Annotated in this window: 14 protein-coding genes; 8 read left to right on the top strand and 6 right to left on the bottom strand. The window is 75.1% G+C overall.

What is annotated here, in order from left to right; all coding sequences use genetic code 11:
• The first annotated feature begins 191 nt into the window (after positions 1-191).
• From BKA05_RS18775 to BKA05_RS18785, 3 genes are all read left to right on the top strand, one after another.
• Positions 192-2,300, top strand: coding sequence for a hypothetical protein (locus BKA05_RS18775; protein ID WP_179532788.1), 2,109 nt, complete (start codon positions 192-194; stop codon positions 2,298-2,300).
• Entirely contained in the window at positions 2,297-3,220 is a 924-nt protein-coding gene (locus BKA05_RS18780; RefSeq protein WP_179532789.1) for a glycosyltransferase family 2 protein, read from the top strand. The genes BKA05_RS18775 and BKA05_RS18780 overlap by 4 nt, the downstream gene beginning before the upstream one ends.
• Before the next feature lie 121 nt (positions 3,221-3,341).
• Positions 3,342-4,388: a glycoside hydrolase family 26 protein gene (locus BKA05_RS18785; protein ID WP_179532790.1), complete on the top strand. Its 1,047-nt coding sequence runs from the start codon at positions 3,342-3,344 to the stop codon at positions 4,386-4,388.
• Here the strand turns inward: BKA05_RS18785 and BKA05_RS18790 are convergent.
• From BKA05_RS18790 to BKA05_RS18810, 5 genes are read right to left on the bottom strand one after another with little or no spacing between them, the layout of a single operon-like run.
• Positions 4,371-5,597, bottom strand: a complete 1,227-nt coding sequence (locus BKA05_RS18790; RefSeq protein ID WP_179532791.1) for a hypothetical protein — start codon at positions 5,595-5,597, stop codon at positions 4,371-4,373. The genes BKA05_RS18785 and BKA05_RS18790 overlap by 18 nt on opposite strands.
• Positions 5,594-6,937, bottom strand: a complete 1,344-nt coding sequence (locus tag BKA05_RS18795) for a methyltransferase domain-containing protein (RefSeq protein WP_179532792.1) — start codon at positions 6,935-6,937, stop codon at positions 5,594-5,596. The genes BKA05_RS18790 and BKA05_RS18795 overlap by 4 nt, the downstream gene beginning before the upstream one ends.
• Positions 6,934-7,827 (bottom strand): sulfotransferase domain-containing protein, encoded by an 894-nt coding sequence (locus tag BKA05_RS18800; RefSeq protein ID WP_218842463.1) that lies wholly within the window; start codon positions 7,825-7,827, stop codon positions 6,934-6,936. The genes BKA05_RS18795 and BKA05_RS18800 overlap by 4 nt, the downstream gene beginning before the upstream one ends.
• Positions 7,809-9,416 (bottom strand): lipopolysaccharide biosynthesis protein, encoded by a 1,608-nt coding sequence (locus BKA05_RS18805; protein ID WP_179532793.1) that lies wholly within the window; start codon positions 9,414-9,416, stop codon positions 7,809-7,811. The genes BKA05_RS18800 and BKA05_RS18805 overlap by 19 nt, the downstream gene beginning before the upstream one ends.
• Complete coding sequence (locus BKA05_RS18810; RefSeq protein WP_179532794.1) at positions 9,413-10,942, bottom strand: YveK family protein; 1,530 nt, start codon at positions 10,940-10,942, stop codon at positions 9,413-9,415. Before BKA05_RS18810 ends, BKA05_RS18805 begins: the two co-directional genes overlap by 4 nt.
• Before the next feature lie 295 nt (positions 10,943-11,237).
• Here BKA05_RS18810 and BKA05_RS18815 point away from each other — a divergent pair, with 295 nt between their 5' ends.
• Complete coding sequence (locus tag BKA05_RS18815) at positions 11,238-12,008, top strand: BTAD domain-containing putative transcriptional regulator (RefSeq protein WP_179532795.1); 771 nt, start codon at positions 11,238-11,240, stop codon at positions 12,006-12,008.
• Between the two features lie 28 nt (positions 12,009-12,036).
• Here the strand turns inward: BKA05_RS18815 and BKA05_RS18820 are convergent, their stop codons facing one another.
• A complete protein-coding gene (locus BKA05_RS18820; protein WP_179532796.1) occupies positions 12,037-12,687 on the bottom strand; it encodes a TetR/AcrR family transcriptional regulator in 651 nt (216 codons plus the stop codon).
• A 102-nt stretch (positions 12,688-12,789) separates the two neighbouring features.
• Here BKA05_RS18820 and paaA point away from each other — a divergent pair, with 102 nt between their 5' ends.
• The 4 genes from paaA to paaD are packed head-to-tail and all read left to right on the top strand — an operon-like array spanning position 12,790 to position 15,504.
• Positions 12,790-13,737: a 1,2-phenylacetyl-CoA epoxidase subunit PaaA gene (gene paaA, locus BKA05_RS18825; protein WP_179532797.1), complete on the top strand. Its 948-nt coding sequence runs from the start codon at positions 12,790-12,792 to the stop codon at positions 13,735-13,737.
• The gene (gene paaB / locus BKA05_RS18830) at positions 13,734-14,039 is read left to right on the top strand and encodes a 1,2-phenylacetyl-CoA epoxidase subunit PaaB (protein WP_179532798.1); all 306 of its coding nucleotides are present in this window, start codon (positions 13,734-13,736) and stop codon (positions 14,037-14,039) included. Before paaA ends, paaB begins: the two co-directional genes overlap by 4 nt.
• A 14-nt stretch (positions 14,040-14,053) precedes the next feature.
• Positions 14,054-14,965, top strand: a complete 912-nt coding sequence (paaC, locus tag BKA05_RS18835; protein ID WP_179532799.1) for a 1,2-phenylacetyl-CoA epoxidase subunit PaaC — start codon at positions 14,054-14,056, stop codon at positions 14,963-14,965.
• 35 nt (positions 14,966-15,000) lie between these two features.
• The gene (gene paaD / locus BKA05_RS18840; RefSeq protein WP_343045760.1) at positions 15,001-15,504 is read left to right on the top strand and encodes a 1,2-phenylacetyl-CoA epoxidase subunit PaaD; all 504 of its coding nucleotides are present in this window, start codon (positions 15,001-15,003) and stop codon (positions 15,502-15,504) included.

A 15,504-nucleotide genomic window follows, 5' to 3' on the forward strand; every position in this document is an offset into this window, starting at 1 on the left:
TCGGACGAAGGTGGGAGGCGACGGCCGGAGCCGTGGTGCAGGGGGCTGCGAGTGGGCCCCGACCGCCGCCGACCGGCAGCGGACCGGTCCTCTCGGACGCTAGGCGTGCCGTCGGTCGGCGGAGATCCTGCGGCACGAAGATCATCGATAGTGGTGACGAGCCGGGGCCCGGACCCGGCTTGGCTCGTTGGGTGGCCCTCCTCGTCCCTGCTGTGCCGGTGCTCCCGTCCCGGGGGTTCCGACGGGGTCCGAGCGCCTCGTGGCCGCTGCGGGTGCTGCTCTGGGGCTTCCCGGTCTGGTGGTTGCTGGGTGTCGCGTCGTTCGTCCCCGTCCTGCTGGCGGTGCCCATGGCGCGCCAGGTGGCCCGCAGGCTGGCGGCCCGGTCGACCGGGGACGAGGGGGACCGGGTCCGGCTGCCGCCGGGCACCACCTGGTGGGCGCTCTTCCTGGTCTGGGTGGTCCTGGGCGTGCTGCTGCTGGGGGTCGATGCCCCGGGCGCCGTGCCGGGCGGCGGCGGCTCGCGGCTGCTCGTCTTCGGTTTCCGACTGGCGTGGTACCTCACGTGCGGCGTGGTCCTGCTCTGGGTGGCCACCCTGGACCGGCGCACCGTCAGCGACGAGATCGTCCTGCGGCCGCTCGGCGTGCTCTTCGCCGTCACGGTCGCCGGTGGCCTGGTCGGGCTGCTCGCCCCGGAGCTCGAGCTGCGCTCGCCCTTCGAGGCGCTCCTGCCCGGCAGCGTGAGCGGCAACCCCTTCGTCGCCTCGCTCGTGCACGTCCAGGTCGCCGACGTCCAGACGGTCCTGGGGCGCCCCGAGCCGCGACCGAAGGCGCCGTTCCCCTACACCAACACCTGGGGGAGCTGCCTGTCCCTCACGCTCGTGGCCTGGTGCGCGCTGCGGTGGAGGAGCCGCTGGAGCCGGGTGCTCGCCGGGTCGCTCGTGGTGGTCGCCCTGGTGCCGGTGGCGTTCTCGCTCAACCGTGGTCTGTGGGCCACGTTGGCCGTGGGCCTGGTGGGCCTCCTCCTGCTGGGCGTGTCCCGGCGGGACGCCCGGTCCCTGGCGCTGCTGGTCGTGGCGACCGTCGTGACCGCCGTCCTCCTCGTCGCCAGTCCCCTGGGGACGCTGGTCAGCGAGCGCTTCGAGCACCAGCACTCCAACGACCGGCGCAGCCAGCTGCTCGAGGCGACCGTCTCCTCGGTGTCCCAGGGGTCCCCCGTGCTCGGGTTCGGCAGCACCCGGGACGTGCAGGGCAGCTTCGCCTCGATCACGGGCGCCGCGACGCCGGACTGCCCGGCCTGCGGCGTACCACCGCTGGGGACGCAGGGACAGCTGTGGCTCGTGCTGTTCTCGCAGGGCTGGGCAGGGCTGGTGCTCTTCCTCGGCTTCCTGGCCACGGCGCTGGGTGCGGCGGTGCGGTGCCGCACGAGGGTCGAGGTGGTGGCCACCTTCGTGACCGGGTTCTTCGTCCTGCAGCTGCCGGTCTACGACACCCTGGGCATGCCGCTGCTGGTGGTCATGGTCGTGCTGGGCCTGGCGGCCCGTCAGCGGGCCCCACAGCGGGCCTCACAGCCGGACCCGCAGCCGGTCCCGCAGCCGTGGAACCGCGGCTCGCTGGCCGCGGTGCTGCTGGTCCCGGTGCTGCTCGGAGGCGGGGCGGGCGCCCTGCTGCACGCCGTGACCGATGAAACCCGGTGGCGCGCGGTCGTCTCCATCGAGACCACCCCGGCCCCGGTGTACCTCGACACCGGCGGGACCACCGCGGTGCTGGCGGGCATGGTGGACACCACCCAGCCCCGGGACGTCACGGTCGACACCGAGGCGGCGCTGCTGCTCGCCCGGGACACCGTGCTGGTGGCCGCCCGTGAGGCCGGCCGACCGGCCGCGGACCTCCGGGACGGTGCCGCCATCACCGCGCCGCCCAGCTCGCAGGTCCTGGACCTGCGGGTCGAGGCCGGGGACGCGGCCGGGGCCGAGGTGTCCGCGGAGGCGCTGGCAGCGGCCTACCTCGTCGCCCGTGACGACTTCTTGTCCCAGCGTCGGGACGACCTGCTCGCGCGCCTGCGCCAGCAGCGTCGCGAGCTCGACGCCACCGACCCGGCGCAGCGCGACCTGCGCGCGCGCCTGGACCAGCAGGTCGACCGGCTGCTCACCGGAGCGGCATCGCCGGGGCGGGTGCTGCGCCGGTCCCCGGCGCTCGCCGTCCGCCCTCCCGCCCGGGTGCCGGTCGTCTCCGGCGCCGCGCTGGGGCTGCTGCTGGGTTCCGTCCTGATCCGCCGACGACCACTCAGGAGACGACCATGACCACACCACCGCCCATCGACCACCCCGACGTGGACGTGGTGGTCGCCACCCACGCGCGCCCCGAGCTCGTCCGCCGGACGCTCGAGGCCATCGGGGCCCAGCGCTACCCGGGCCGGATCCGCACCGTGGTGGTCCACGACCGGGAGCCCGTCGACCCGACCCTGGCCGACACCACCCCCGACCGGTCGGTGGTGGTGATGGCCAACGACCGCCGGCCGGGCCTCGCGGGGTCGCGCAACTGCGGCGTCCTGGCCGGGCACGCCCCGCTGGTGGCCTTCTGCGACGACGACGACACCTGGCGCCCGGACAAGCTCCGGCGCCAGGTGGAGGCCCTGCGCACCAGTGCGGCGCCGACCGTGGTCACCGGGATCGAGATCGGCTTCCGGGGGACCCGCACGGTGCGGGTGCCGACCGCGGACGAGCTCACCGTGCCCGTGCTCGTGCGCCGCCGCGTCATGGCCGCCCACCCCTCGACGGTGCTGGTGCGCCGCGACGCGCTGCTCGGCCCCATCGGACTGGTCGACGAGTCCATCCCCGGCGGCTACGGCGAGGACTACGACTGGATGCTCCGCGCCGCCGAGCACGGGGGCGTCGCCGTGGTGCCCGCGCCCTTGGTGGACGTGCGCTGGGGTGGGTCCCAGTTCGCCCGGGACTGGGCGGTGATCGTCGAGGCGCTGGACCACCTGCTCGCGAAGCACCCGGCCTTCGCCCGGGACCGCCGGGCCCTGGGCCGGATCCGTGGGCAGCAGGCCTTCGCCCTGGCCGCCATGCGGGCCCCGGGCGGGCTGCGCGCCGCGGTGCGGACCCTGGGCATCGCGCCCGGCGAGCGGCGGGGCTACCTGGCGACGGCCGTGGCGCTCCACCTGCTGTCCCCGGACCGCGTCCTGGACCTGGCCAACCGGCACGGCCGGGGGATCTGAGCGCGGCCCCCTGTCCGGTTCCGGTCGGGCTCCCCAGAAGTGGGTAGGCGCGCCGACATCGACGCCCGGCGCGGGGCTACGGTCCCCGTTCCCGCTCGGCCCCGATCGGAAGGCCCCCGCCGTGCCGTCACCGCTCGACCCGTCCAGCCACCGTCCCCGCCGCCCGCACCCCCGCCGCCCCTTCTCGCGGCCTGCGCCTGCGCACCGCCGTCGCGGAGGGCGCCTCCTGCGCCGGCTGCGCCGCGGCGCGGTCGCGGTGGTGGCCCTGGCCACGATCGCCCCGCTCGGGCTGGTCTGGTCGCCGGAGACCGCGCAGGCGGCGCCGTGCCGCACCGATCGCCGGGGAGTGCCGAGCTGCGGCGCGTACCTCGGGGCGGCCCACGGCGCCAACGACGTGCCCGGCCACCTCGAGCGTCGAGCCGGCCGGCCCCTCGGCGTGCGTCGCACCTACTTCACCGGGTCGCAGGTCAGCGGTGCCGTGCGCATCGCCGCGCAGGACCTGCGAGCCGGTCGGCTGCCCTGGCTCAGCTTCAAGCTGCCGCACTCCTGGCAGCAGATGGCAGCGGGCCGCGGGGACGCCTGGGCGCGCGACCTGAGTGCGCGGCTGGCCGACCTGGACGGCCCGGTGTGGGTCGCCTTCCACCACGAGCCCGAGGGCGACGGCGACATCCGCGCCTGGCGGGCGATGCAGGAGCGGCTGGCCCCACTGGTCCGGCGCGCGGCACCCAACGTGGCCTTCACGGTGATCCTCACCGGCTGGCACCAGCTCTACGGTGACCCGGCCTACGCGCTGCGACACGTGTGGCCGCGCGGTGTGAAGGTCGACGTGGCGGGGTTCGACGTCTACAACCTCTTCGGCGTGGAGTCGCACGGCAAGGTCATCGACGAGTGGCCACGCATGCACGCGCGGTACTTCCGCCACTTCAAGCGCTTCGCCCGCCACCACGACACCCGGTGGGCACTGGGCGAGACCGCCCTCACCGACGCGGCCGCCCGTCGCGCCCCACGCTGGGTGGAGCGGGTGCACGAGCGTCTGGTGCGCGACGAGGGAGTCGCCATGGCCTACTTCGACACCGAGATCAACGCCCTCGGCTCCTTCCCCCTGACCCGCCGCTCCCGGCAGACGGACTTCGTCAACGCCCTGCGGGGATCACTCCGACTGCCGTGACCGGCGACCGGCGAGTCGCGCCTCCAGGGCCCCCAGGGCGACGTGGGCGGCACCGGCGACGTCGGCCCCGCGGGCGGCGTCGAGCAACCCGAGGTACCTGGCGCTGATCGCGAGGAGGTAGAGGTCGCGGGGGTCCGCGTGCAGCGGGAGGTCCTCGCCCTGCGGTGCGAGGTCACGCAGGGCCGCCAGGACGACCTCGGTCCGCAGGCCCCGGGCGCGGGTCGCGCTGGCCACCCTGAAGTGCACCCTGTCCAGGCCCGCGGGCACGCCGGTCTCGAAGCGCTCCCAGTCCCAGAGCCGGATCCGGCGTCGGCCCCGTGCCATGTTCCACGGCGTCCAGTCCCCGTGCCACGCGCCGTGGACCACCGGACGGTCACTGCCGTCCTCCAGCACCTGCTCCAGGCAGCTCAGGTAGCGGCGGGCCAGCTCCTGGTCGGGCCAGGAGTGGGCCGCCCGGCGCAGGCCCATCGCCCAGGGGGAGGCGGTCAGGGCGAGGGGGTGGGTGGGGTGCAGCGCCTCGACCTCACCCATCGCCCGGGCGAGCAGGGGGTCGTCGTCGTGCACCGGCCTCGGCGAGGTGGGCAGCGGGGTCAGTGCGAGCACCACCATGTCCCGCCACCGCGACAGCGCCAGCACCCGCGGGACCTCGACGTACCGCAGCCGCCAAGCCTCGAGGCGGGCGAGCGCGAGGGCCTCGGCGGCGACGTCCGTGCGGGCCTGCGGACTGTCGCCGAGCTTCACGAACGCCCGGCAGCGACCTCGTTCGTCGAAGACCTGGAGCACCGGCTTGCGGTTGACGCGCGCGCTCCCGACCGCGACGGCGAAGGTGACCCTGCAGTCCAGCAGCTCCTCGAGGTGGTGGGCCAGCGAGTCGGGGGCGCCCATGCGGATGCCCACCCGCTGCGTGAGCACCCGCGCCCCGGTGACCCGCACGGCCGTGGCGGCGCCCAGCCGGCGCACCACCTCGGCCGGGGACGAGGCGGCGCTGAAGCGGCGCAGCGAGCAGGCTGCCGCCCGGGGTGGTGAGACCGGGACCAGCAGCCGCGGGTGGGCGGCGTCGGGCACCCAGGCGTACTCCGCGGCGAACTCCTCCGGGTGGGCGGCGTTCCGGGACGGTGGCACGGAGGCCTCCGGCCAGCAGGCGGCGAGGGCGGACAGCAGGGCCAGGCCCCGGTCCTCCTCCGCCGCCGCATCCGCTCCGGTGGTCATGCCTCACGCACGCAGGCGAAGAGGTGGCGGCCGTAATTGCCGCTGTAGGGACCCTCGTCGTCCTGGTCCGGCCCCAGGTCGACGACCCTGTCGAAGCCGCCGTGGCGCTCGAGGAACGCGGCGATCGCGGCGCTGTCCCACCCCCGCAGCGAGTCCTTGAACCACTCCTCGTGCTCCTGGCCGGTGTCGAGGAACAGCACGTGACCGGTGACCTTGCCCAGCAGGCGCACCAGCTCCTCGGGTCCGCAGCTGCCGCGCCCCAGGACGAAGTGGTGCAGCAGGCTGAAGCAGCTCACGACGTCGAAGGTCTCCGAGGTGTCCCGGAGCAGGTCGACGGCGTCCCCGGTCCGGATGCGGGCCGGATCCAGCCCGTAGGCGACAGCACCCAGTGGGAGGGCCAGCGGGTCGCGCTCGATCCCGTGGACCTCGAACCCGTGGCGTTGCATCCGGGCGAGGAACCAGCCGTAGCAGGACGCCACGTCGAGGTACCGGGCGCCGGGCCGGGTCAGGTGCTCGGGGCCGTAGCGGGCCAGCCACAGCTCCATGGCGCGGGCCCGGTCGGTGCAGTGGCGTGCGCGCGGCCACTCGGAGACCTCGGGGAGCGGGACGGGCTGGTACAGCTCGCGTCGACCACCGATCCAGGACATGTCCTCGAGCAGCTCCAGTGCCGGGGTCGACACCTGCCAGCGCCGGACCCGCACCCGCGCCGTCTCCTCCCCGCGCAGCGCCGCGGCGGCCAGCCGGTGGTGGCCGTCGACGACCTGGAAGCAGGAGGAGCCGCGGATCGGTGCCACCAGCACCGGGCTGCCCTCCCGGCTGCGGTGCGGCTCGGGCGTCGTCCCGGCCGGCTTCTTCCCGGTGGGCGCCGTCTCGGGGGAACCCTGCACGCTGGCGACGAACCGCCGCGCCACGTCGAGGATGCCCGCGTCGTCGGTGGCGGAGAAGTAGGCGCCGGTCTCGCGGATGCAGGTGCGGGCCATGGCGGCGTACTCGGAGGCCAGCACCTCCCCGTCGCTGAGCTCCCTGGCGGCGGCGGCCTCCAGCAGCCGGGCGTGCGGCCCCAGCGCCACCGGGGTGGACCCCCAGCCGAGGTCGCCGTGCGCGGCGGCGAAGGCCGCGGTGGAGAGCCCGTTCTGGCCCCCGAGCAGCACCCGGTCGACCGGGATCGTGCGCAGTCCGGCGTGCCAGACCAGGACCCGGGTCAGTGCTCCCCGGACCGGTGGTGGAAGGGGGGTCCGGCGGACCCGCTGGGCCATCTCCCCGCCGAGCCGGCGCCACCGGCGCCGGCTCCGGGTCCTGAGGTCGCGGGCGCGGGACCGGTGGCCGACGACCGCGCTCATCGTCCGGCCTCGCTGCGCCAGGAGGGCTCCTCGCCGAGGAGGTCGGTGAGCGCCTCGTCGTGGGGCTCGAAGTGGAGCAGGAGCGCGCGACGGCGCTCGTCGTCGAGGGGCGGCTTGTCGGCGGCGTTCCACCTCCGGACGTGGTCGGGTCGCCATACCGGCACGCCGAGGGCGCGCTGGAGGTCCACGAACCGGTCGACCGGGTCGGCGAAGAAGCGTCCGTAGTCGACGACGTGGACCCGGTCGCGGCCCAGGGCCGCCACGAAGCGGTCGAGCTGGCGGGCGTACTCCCCGCGTTGGAGGTAGGCGTGGTGGCGGTGGGCGAAGCTGCGGTACGTCGGGTCCTCGCGCAGACGCTGCTCCTCCCCGTGCGTGCGCACCGCCTCCGCGCGCACGGCCGAGTCGAAGTCGAGGGTCTCGAAGCCGCGCACCTGCTCGTGCCGGTGCGCGGACCTGGCGCGCTCCACCGGGTCACGGACCAGGGCGACCACGTGCACGTGCGGGAGGTCGCGGGCGATCCGCTCGGCGGCCAACGGGTGGAAGAGGTAGTAGCCGCTGGCCTCGAAGCTGTGCACCGGCCCGGCCCGCAGGGCGCCGCCCCAGGTGCGCAGCGCGAAGTGCCCGCGGTACCAGTGGGAGGAGTGGTGGTAGCCGTCGTCGAAGTAGCCGGTGCCCTTGGACACGGTGGGTCGCAGCAGGTGCGGGTGCTCGGCCAGCAGCCGGAAGAGCGTGGTGGTCCCGCAGCGCTGCGCGCCGATCACGAGGAAGGAGGGCAGCCGTCTGGCGGGAGCGGTCGCCCGGCCCGCGGCGAGGGCTGCGTGCCGCATCGACTCCGTCGCGGTCTCGGGCAGGCGGTGGGCCAGCGTGTGGGTCAGGGTGCGGACGGGCACGGTGTCTCCTCGGTCGATCGGCTCGGGGGCAGGGTCGGGGTCGGGGTAGGTGTCGTCGGGGCGGCTGCAGGGCGGCGGTGGCGCAGGGCGTCGGCGAGCAGGTCGAGACCGAGCCGGTGCCGCCACCGGTGCAGCGCGAGGACGTAGGGCACGCCGGCCAGCACGGTGACCAGCAGCCAGGTGGTCGGGGAGCGTCCGCCCGACCACGTCCAGGTGGCGACCGGCAGCCCGACCGCCACCACCGGGACCAGGGCGGCACGGGTGAGGGTCGCGAGGGGCAGGACGGTGCCCGTGGTCCGGGCGACCTGGATCGTGGCCAGGCCGCTGCGCACCAGCACCGCGCACGCCCACGCCACGGCCGCTCCGACCAGGCCCAGCACGGGCAGCAGGACCACGCACAGCACCAGGTCGACCGCCATCGCCACCAGGGCGATCGCGAGGCTGGCCCCGGAGCGCCCGGCCATCAGCAGGAGGGTGTCGAGGGGGCCGGTGGCGACCGCCACCATCATCGCGAGCGCCATCAGCACGACGACCGAGGTGCCGGCGGCGTACGACGAGGTCGCACCACCGAAGAGGCCGAGGTAGGTGGGGGCCGCGGCGCCGACGGCCAGGTAGAAGGGCCACACCAGCAGCAGGCCCCAGGTCGTGGCGGTCGTGAACACCTGGTCGAGCGCGCGGCGGTCCCCGGCCACCAGGAGGGCGGTCAGCCGGGGTTGCAGCACCTGGTGCACCGCCTGGTTGGCCAGCTGGCCGATGGCCACGAACCGGGTGGCGACGACGTAGACGGCTGCGGGGGCGGGTCCCAGGAGGAGCGCGACGAGGAGGATGTCGGCCTTCTGGACGCTGACCTGGGCCAGCCCCGCGACGCCGCGCGGCGCGGTGAAGGACCAGAAGGACCGGGCCAGCCCCCGAGTCGGGGCCGGGTCTGGGGAGCCGCCCCCGGTGTCCGGACGCGGCCGGGACGCCAGGGCCCGGCGCAGTGCGAGCACCGCGAGGGCGGTGCTCACCAGGTAGACCGAGGCCCAGCCCACCAGCGCTGCCCCCACCCCGCCGGTCGCGAGCACCACCAGCACGACCACCGGCTGCGTGCCGGCGCGCAGCAGGCGGTCGACCGCGACCGTGGGGCGCACCTGGCCGAAGGAGCGGGTGGCGGCCAGGTGCAGCTCGGCGGCGACGGCGCAGGGCAGGGCCAGGGCCAGCAGCCGCAGCACGGTCGGCGACAGGCCGTCGGGGGCGAGGTGCGCGGCCGCGAGGGCCGCCACGACCCCGATCACCGTCGCCGTCGCCAGGGCCGGCGCCATCGCCACGCGCATCAGCCGCCCCAGCTCGCGGGAGCGGCCCTCCGCCTCGAGGCGGAGGGCGAACCTGGCCAGCCCGCTGTCCACACCGAGCAGGCACCCGACCGCCAGCAACGAGAACGCCGCGGTGGTGGTGAAGAACAGGCCCGCGGCGTCGGCCGGGAGCCCGTGGCTCACCGCCAGCGCCAGCGCGAGACCGGCGCCGGCAGCGACCGCGGAGCCGGCCAGGGCGAGCAGCCCGCCGCGGGCGAGGTGTCCCAGGTGCTCCGTCGCGAGGTCACGCTGGCTCATGCGACGTCCTGGCGCGGTGGCCGCTCAGGGACCAGGACCGGCCCCGGACGCGTCCAACGCTGGCCCCCGGACCCCGGGCCGGTCACCAGCACGGTGGAGACCTGCACCGCTCCCCAGGTCCGGGCGTCCTGTACCGCGGACCACAGCGACCGCCGCGACGTGCGACCACCGTGGACCTGGAGGAGCACCAGGTCGGTGTGTGCTGCCGCGGCCTGGGCCAGGGGTGAGGCCAGGGTGCGGCCGCGGAGCACCACGACGTCCATGCGCAGCCGCAGCTCCTGGAGCACCGCGCCCGTCCGAGCGGCCACCGCGACCTCGTCGAGGTGTTCGGCCGCGGTGGCGCCGCCCACCCGCAGGACGCCGTCGGGGTCCGCGTCGAGAGCGGTGGAGCGGGACGGGTCGAGGAGGAGGTCCAGGAGGCTCGCCGCGGTGCCCACGGGTTCGACCGCGCCGTCAAGCTCCAGCTCGGCCACCCTCAGTCCTCCGGCGGCCAGCGACCTCACCAGGGCGTCCACAACCTCGCGGTCGGGGAGGTCGTCGCGCGGCGAGCACCCGGCCGTCAGCAGCACGGAGGGGTGTCGCGGCAGTGCGGCCAGCAGGGCGGCGCGCAGACCGCTCACCCCGGCCGGGTCCTGCCCCGCATCGGCGGAGACGCACCCCAGGAGGGGCACCTCGTCGCCCCGGAGCTCGGTGGCCGCGCGGACCCGCGGGTCGAGGCGGGCCACGGCCAGCACCAGCAGCAGGCCCAGCGCGGCACCCACCAGACCGCCGGCCACGGCGGCACCCACGGTCCCCCCGGGCAGCCCCACCGGTGCGGCGGACGCCGGGGTGATCACCTGCCCCGAGTCCAGCGAGCCGGCCTCCAGCTCGCTCGCCCTGGCCCGCAGCAGGCCGATCTGGGTGGAGAGGTCGACGATCTGCTGGCCGATGAGGGTCGCGGCCGCCGAGTCGGGGGCGGCCGCTTGGAGCTTGTCGACCAGGTCGACCCGTTCGCGCACCCGCTCCTTGACCTGCTGACGGGCCAGCTCCAGCTGGTCGAACATGCTGGACTGGGTCCGCGCCGATCGATAGGCCAAGAAGGTGTCGGCGAAGCCCTGGGCGAGTCGGCGCGCATCGGTGTCGCTCCCGGCCTCGGCGGTGATGCGCAGCAGCTGGGTGTTGGCGGGGACGTCGACCGAGACGACCTCCAGCAGCTCCGAGGGCTCCGCGCTCAGCCCCAGGTCGCGGGCGACCAGCTCGGCCACGGCGTCGGAGCGCACCAGCTGAGCCTCCGTCTCCAGGTTGACCAGCTCGTCCCCGCGACCCCCGGGGGAGAACGGGTTGCCCGGGAGCGGGGTGACCAGCAGCACCGAGGTCGCCCGGTGCCGGTCCGCCGCCTGCTGCGCCACCCACCACCCGCCGACCGAGCCGGCCGCGGTGAGGGTCAGGACGGCGGTGGTCGCGGCGAGGAAGCGCAGGTGGGTCCGCAGTGAGCGGCTCCGGTGGCGTGCGGGCGAGGACGCGCCGGCCGGTGCTTGGTCCGACATGGTGGGAGGCTCCCGGGGCTGGTGAGGAGGACGCCCTCACCCTGCGCCCCGGCCGGGCGGTGCCGGCGCGCCGGCACCGGATCTACCCAAGGTTGGGGATGAGGACTGCAGGCGCCGCGCGTGAAGGTGGGGACGACCGCACCGGGGCCGTCGGGGTCCGGCGGCGCCGGGGCGGTCACCACGCACGTTTTCACCCCGCCAGGGGATGGGTACGCTGCAAGCACGCCCATGCGGTCGTACCAGTGCCCATGACGGGGTCCGCCACGCGACGGACCGGATGTCAGGAGAGCACTCAGTGCAGCACGGCCACCACCGCGGTCCCAGGGTCCGACTGCTCGGCGACCTGGAGGTGCGGCGCCACGACGGCACCCTCGTCCAGGCCCACGAGTGGCGGACGGGCAAGACCATGGACCTCCTGCGTCTCCTCGCCCTCGAGGACGGCAGGCCGGTCCAGGTGGACGGCCTGCTGGAGAAGCTGTGGCCCGACGCCCCGCGCATGCGGGGCCTGGGAAGCCTGCGGACGGCGGCCAGCGAGATCCGCCGGGTGCTGGGCGACCCGTTGTCGGTACGCCGCCACCTCGACGGCCTGGCGCTGCCGGACGCCTGGGTCGACGTCGTCGAGCTCCGGGCCCTGCACTCTGACATCCGGCAGGCCCGCGACTCGCTGGAGCACGAGGTCGTGCTCGCGCTGGCGCGCCGGGCCTGCTCGCTCTACCGCGGCCCCTTCCAGGCCCACGACGCCGCCAGCCTGTGGTCGGTCGAGGTCAGGGACGAGCTGACGGTCCTGCACCTCGACGTCCTGACCTGGGGAGCGGAGTCGGCCAACGCCGCGGCCCACTACCGCGAGGCCGTGGAGATGGCATCGACGGCCGTCCGGACCGACCCGGGCTCCGAGAGCGCCCACCGCACCCTCATGCGGGCCTACGCCGCCCTCGGGGAGATCGGCCACGCGCTGCGTGCCTACGAGAGCTACCGCCGCTTCCTCGCCACAGAGCTGGGGGCCGACCCCTCCGTCCAGACCCAGGACCTGCACCTGAGGCTGCTCAGGAGCAGCGGCAGCAGCTGATCCTCGTCCTGGCCTGCGGCCCGCGGGCTCAGGCGAGCAGACCCTCGAAGAGCAGGCGGCAGACCGCGTCACCGAGCGCGTCGGGGGCGATCGGGCCGTCGGGGGAGTACCAGTCCACGAGGGAGTTGACGGTGCCGAAGACCAGCCGGCTCACGACCTCGGGCGGCAGGTCCGAGCGCAGACTGCCCTCGGCGACGGCCTCGGCCACCAGGTCGGCCAGCTCGACGTCGATACGGCGCCGGCGCTCGAGCGCCGCGATCTCCAGTGCGCTGTTGCCGCGGACCCGCAGCAGCAGGGTCACGGCCGGACGGTGCTCGGCCAGCAGTCGTACGGCGGCGAGGACCGTCGCCCGCAGCCGGTCGTGCGCGCTGCGACCGTCGGTGGCGCGCGCGGCCTCGGCGACCGCGGCGTCCAGGCCCTCCAGCGCCTCGTCGAGGGCCGCGGCCAGCAGCGCCTCCTTGCTGGGGAAGTGGTGGTAGACCGCCGACTTGGTGACGCCGAGGGAGGAGGCCAGGTCGCTGAGCGAGGTGGCGTCGTAGCCCTGGGCGATGAACAGGTCGATCGCGGCGCGCAGCACCGCCGCCCGGTCGTGCCCCGGGCGGCCGCGGCGTCGTGCGGCCGGGGCGGGGGCAGGCGCCGGGGCAGGGACCGGGGCAGGCTCCGGTGAGGAGGGGGCCATGCGCCGATCCTGGCAGAGGCCCGTCCGTCGACGGGAGGGCTTGTCCAGAGGCGTGGGCCGTGCCACTCTTTCCTGAACGAACGGTCAGGAAAGGGGTGGGGCATGGTCGACACGCTGGCCCACGAGGACGAGCTGCAGGAGTTGTTCGAGGCCACGATCGCCCGGCACGACCGGCTCGAGCCGCGCGACTGGATGCCGGAGGGCTACCGCCGGACCCTGGTGCGCCAGATCGCCCAGCACGCGCACTCGGAGATCATCGGCATGCAGCCCGAGGGCAACTGGATCGGCCGGGCGCCGTCCCTGCGCCGCAAGGCCGTGCTGCTGGCGAAGGTGCAGGACGAGGCCGGCCACGGGCTCTACCTCTACTCCGCGACCGAGACCCTCGGCGTGAGCCGGGACGAGCTCACCGAGATGCTCATCGACGGTCGGCAGAAGTACTCCTCGATCTTCAACTACCCCACGCTCTCCTACGCCGACGTCGGCACCATCGGCTGGCTGGTCGACGGCGCGGCGATCTGCAACCAGGTGCCGCTGTGCCGGACCTCCTTCGGTCCCTACGGCCGGGCGATGATCCGGGTCTGCAAGGAGGAGTCCTTCCACCAGCGGCAGGGCTTCGAGCTGCTGATGACGATGATGCGTGGCACCGAGGAGCAGCAGGCGATGGTGCAGGAGTCGGTCGACCGGTTCTGGTGGCCGGCGCTGATGATGTTCGGCCCGCCCGACGCCGACTCCCCGAACACCGCGCAGTCCATGGCGTGGGGCATCAAGACCCACACCAACGACGAGCTGCGGCAGAAGTTCGTGGACATGACCGTGCCGCAGGCCGCCCGGCTGGGCGTGACCCTGCCCGACCCCGACCTGCGGTGGAACCCCGAGCGTGGGCACCACGACTTCGGCCAGCCGGACTGGCAGGAGTTCGCCCGGGTGGTGAAGGGCCACGGCCCGTGCAACGCCCAGCGGGTCGCCCACCGTCGGCAGGCCTGGGAGGACGGTGCGTGGGTGCGCGAGGCTGCGACGGCGTACGCCGCGAAGCAGGAGGAGTCCGCATGACCGAGCCGAGCACCGGCCCCCGCGCCGAGTGGCCGCTATACGAGGTGTTCGTCCGCGGCAACCGCGGGCTCAACCACGTCCACGTCGGCTCCCTGCACGCGGCCGACGACCGGATGGCGCTGCTGCACGCCCGCGACGTCTACACCCGTCGCAACGAGGGCGTGAGCATCTGGGTGGTCCGGTCCTCGGCCATCACCGCCTCGAGCCCCGACGAGAAGAGCCCGCTCTTCGACCCGAGCGCCGACAAGGTCTACCGCCACCCGACCTTCTACGACATCCCCGACGACGTCCCGCACATCTGAGGGAGGACGAGCAGATGAGCCACGAGGACAGCGTGTACGACGGGTTGCTGGTCGACGACGCCCACTGGGCCTTCGGCGGCAGCTTCGAGGACCCCCTGGCCGGTGTCGACACGACGGTGCCGGAGGGTGCCGACCCGGTCGTGCTCGGCAGCTACGCGCTCATGCTCGGCGACGACGCCCTGGTGATGGCCCAGCGTCTGGCCGAGTGGTGCAGCCGCGCGCCCGACCTGGAGGAGGACATCGCGCTGGCCAACGTCGCCCTCGACCTCCTCGGCCAGGCGCGGCTGCTGCTGGCCCGCGCCGCCGCGGCCGACCCGGGCCTCGTGCCGGCACTGCCCGAGGGCTCGCCGGTGCCGCCGGAGGACCGACTGGCGTTCTTCCGCGACGACCACGCCTTCCGCAACGTGCGCCTGGTCGAGCTGCCGCGCGGTGACTTCGCCGAGACGATGGCCCGGCTGCTGCTGTTCTCCACCTGGCGGCTGGCGCTGCTGGGCCGGCTGCGCGGCAGCCGGGACGCCGTGCTGGCCGCGGTCGCGGCCAAGGGGTGCGCCGAGGTCACCTACCACCGCGACCTCGCGGCCCGGTGGTGCGTGACGCTGGCCGGCGGGACCGAGGAGTCCCGGCGCCGGCTGGTCGCCGGGCTCGACGGGCTCTGGCCGTGGTGGGGCGAGCTGGTCGAGGCCCACCCGGTCGAGGTGACGGCCGCCGCCGACGGCGTCGGGGTCGACCCGACCACGCTGCGCGAGGAGTGCGAGGGCGTGCTCGACCAGGTCCTGGCCGCCTGTGACCTCACCCGCCCCGACGTCCCCCCACGCGAGGGGATCCGTGGCGGCAAGGGCCGCGACGGGCGGCACACCGAGGAGCTCTCGCGGCTGCTGACGGAGATGCAGGTCGTGGCCCGCGCGCACCCGGAGGGCACGTGGTGACCGGGACGACGCGGACAGCGGGGACGACGGGGACGGTGGCGACCGGCACGCTCGAGCACGCCCGGGCCCTGGCGGCCACCGTGACCGACCCCGAGCTGCCGATGCTGACCCTGGCCGACCTGGGGGTGCTGGGCGAGGTCGCCGTGGACGAGACCGGCACCGTGGTCGTCGCCCTGACCCCGACGTACTCCGGGTGCCCGGCGATGGCCACCATGCGTGACGACCTGGTCCGCACCCTCGGCGAGGCGGGCCTGAGGGCCCGCGTGCGCGTGGTGCTGGACCCGCCCTGGAGCTCGGACCGGATCACCCCCGCGGGCCGGGCGGCGCTGGCCGCGGCCGGCATCTCCCCGCCGGGCCCCGCCCCGCGCCACGACGGTCCCGTGCCCCTCACGCTGGCCCCCGTACGCCGCCGCGTGACCTGCCCGCGGTGCGGCTCGGCCGACGCGGGGCTGACCTCGGAGTTCGGCTCCACCGCGTGCAAGGCGCTCTACCGCTGCAACGCGTGCCTGGAGCCCTTCGACCACGTGAAGGAGATCTGA

Source organism: Nocardioides marinus, assembly GCF_013408145.1.
In the GTDB taxonomy this organism is placed as follows: domain Bacteria; phylum Actinomycetota; class Actinomycetes; order Propionibacteriales; family Nocardioidaceae; genus Nocardioides; species Nocardioides marinus.

Bases quoted from the DNA above. Each gene is read 5' to 3' on its own strand.
- BKA05_RS18780 (WP_179532789.1), top strand. From the start codon at position 2,297: ATGACCACACCACCGCCCATCGACCACCCCGACGTGGACGTGGTGGTC.
- BKA05_RS18790 (WP_179532791.1), bottom strand. From the start codon at position 5,597: ATGACCACCGGAGCGGATGCGGCGGCGGAGGAGGACCGGGGCCTGGCC.
- BKA05_RS18795 (WP_179532792.1), bottom strand. From the start codon at position 6,937: ATGAGCGCGGTCGTCGGCCACCGGTCCCGCGCCCGCGACCTCAGGACC.
- BKA05_RS18805 (WP_179532793.1), bottom strand. From the start codon at position 9,416: ATGAGCCAGCGTGACCTCGCGACGGAGCACCTGGGACACCTCGCCCGC.
- BKA05_RS18810 (WP_179532794.1), bottom strand. From the start codon at position 10,942: ATGTCGGACCAAGCACCGGCCGGCGCGTCCTCGCCCGCACGCCACCGG.
- BKA05_RS18820 (WP_179532796.1), bottom strand. From the start codon at position 12,687: ATGGCCCCCTCCTCACCGGAGCCTGCCCCGGTCCCTGCCCCGGCGCCT.
- paaA (WP_179532797.1), top strand. From the start codon at position 12,790: ATGGTCGACACGCTGGCCCACGAGGACGAGCTGCAGGAGTTGTTCGAG.
- paaB (WP_179532798.1), top strand. From the start codon at position 13,734: ATGACCGAGCCGAGCACCGGCCCCCGCGCCGAGTGGCCGCTATACGAG.
- paaC (WP_179532799.1), top strand. From the start codon at position 14,054: ATGAGCCACGAGGACAGCGTGTACGACGGGTTGCTGGTCGACGACGCC.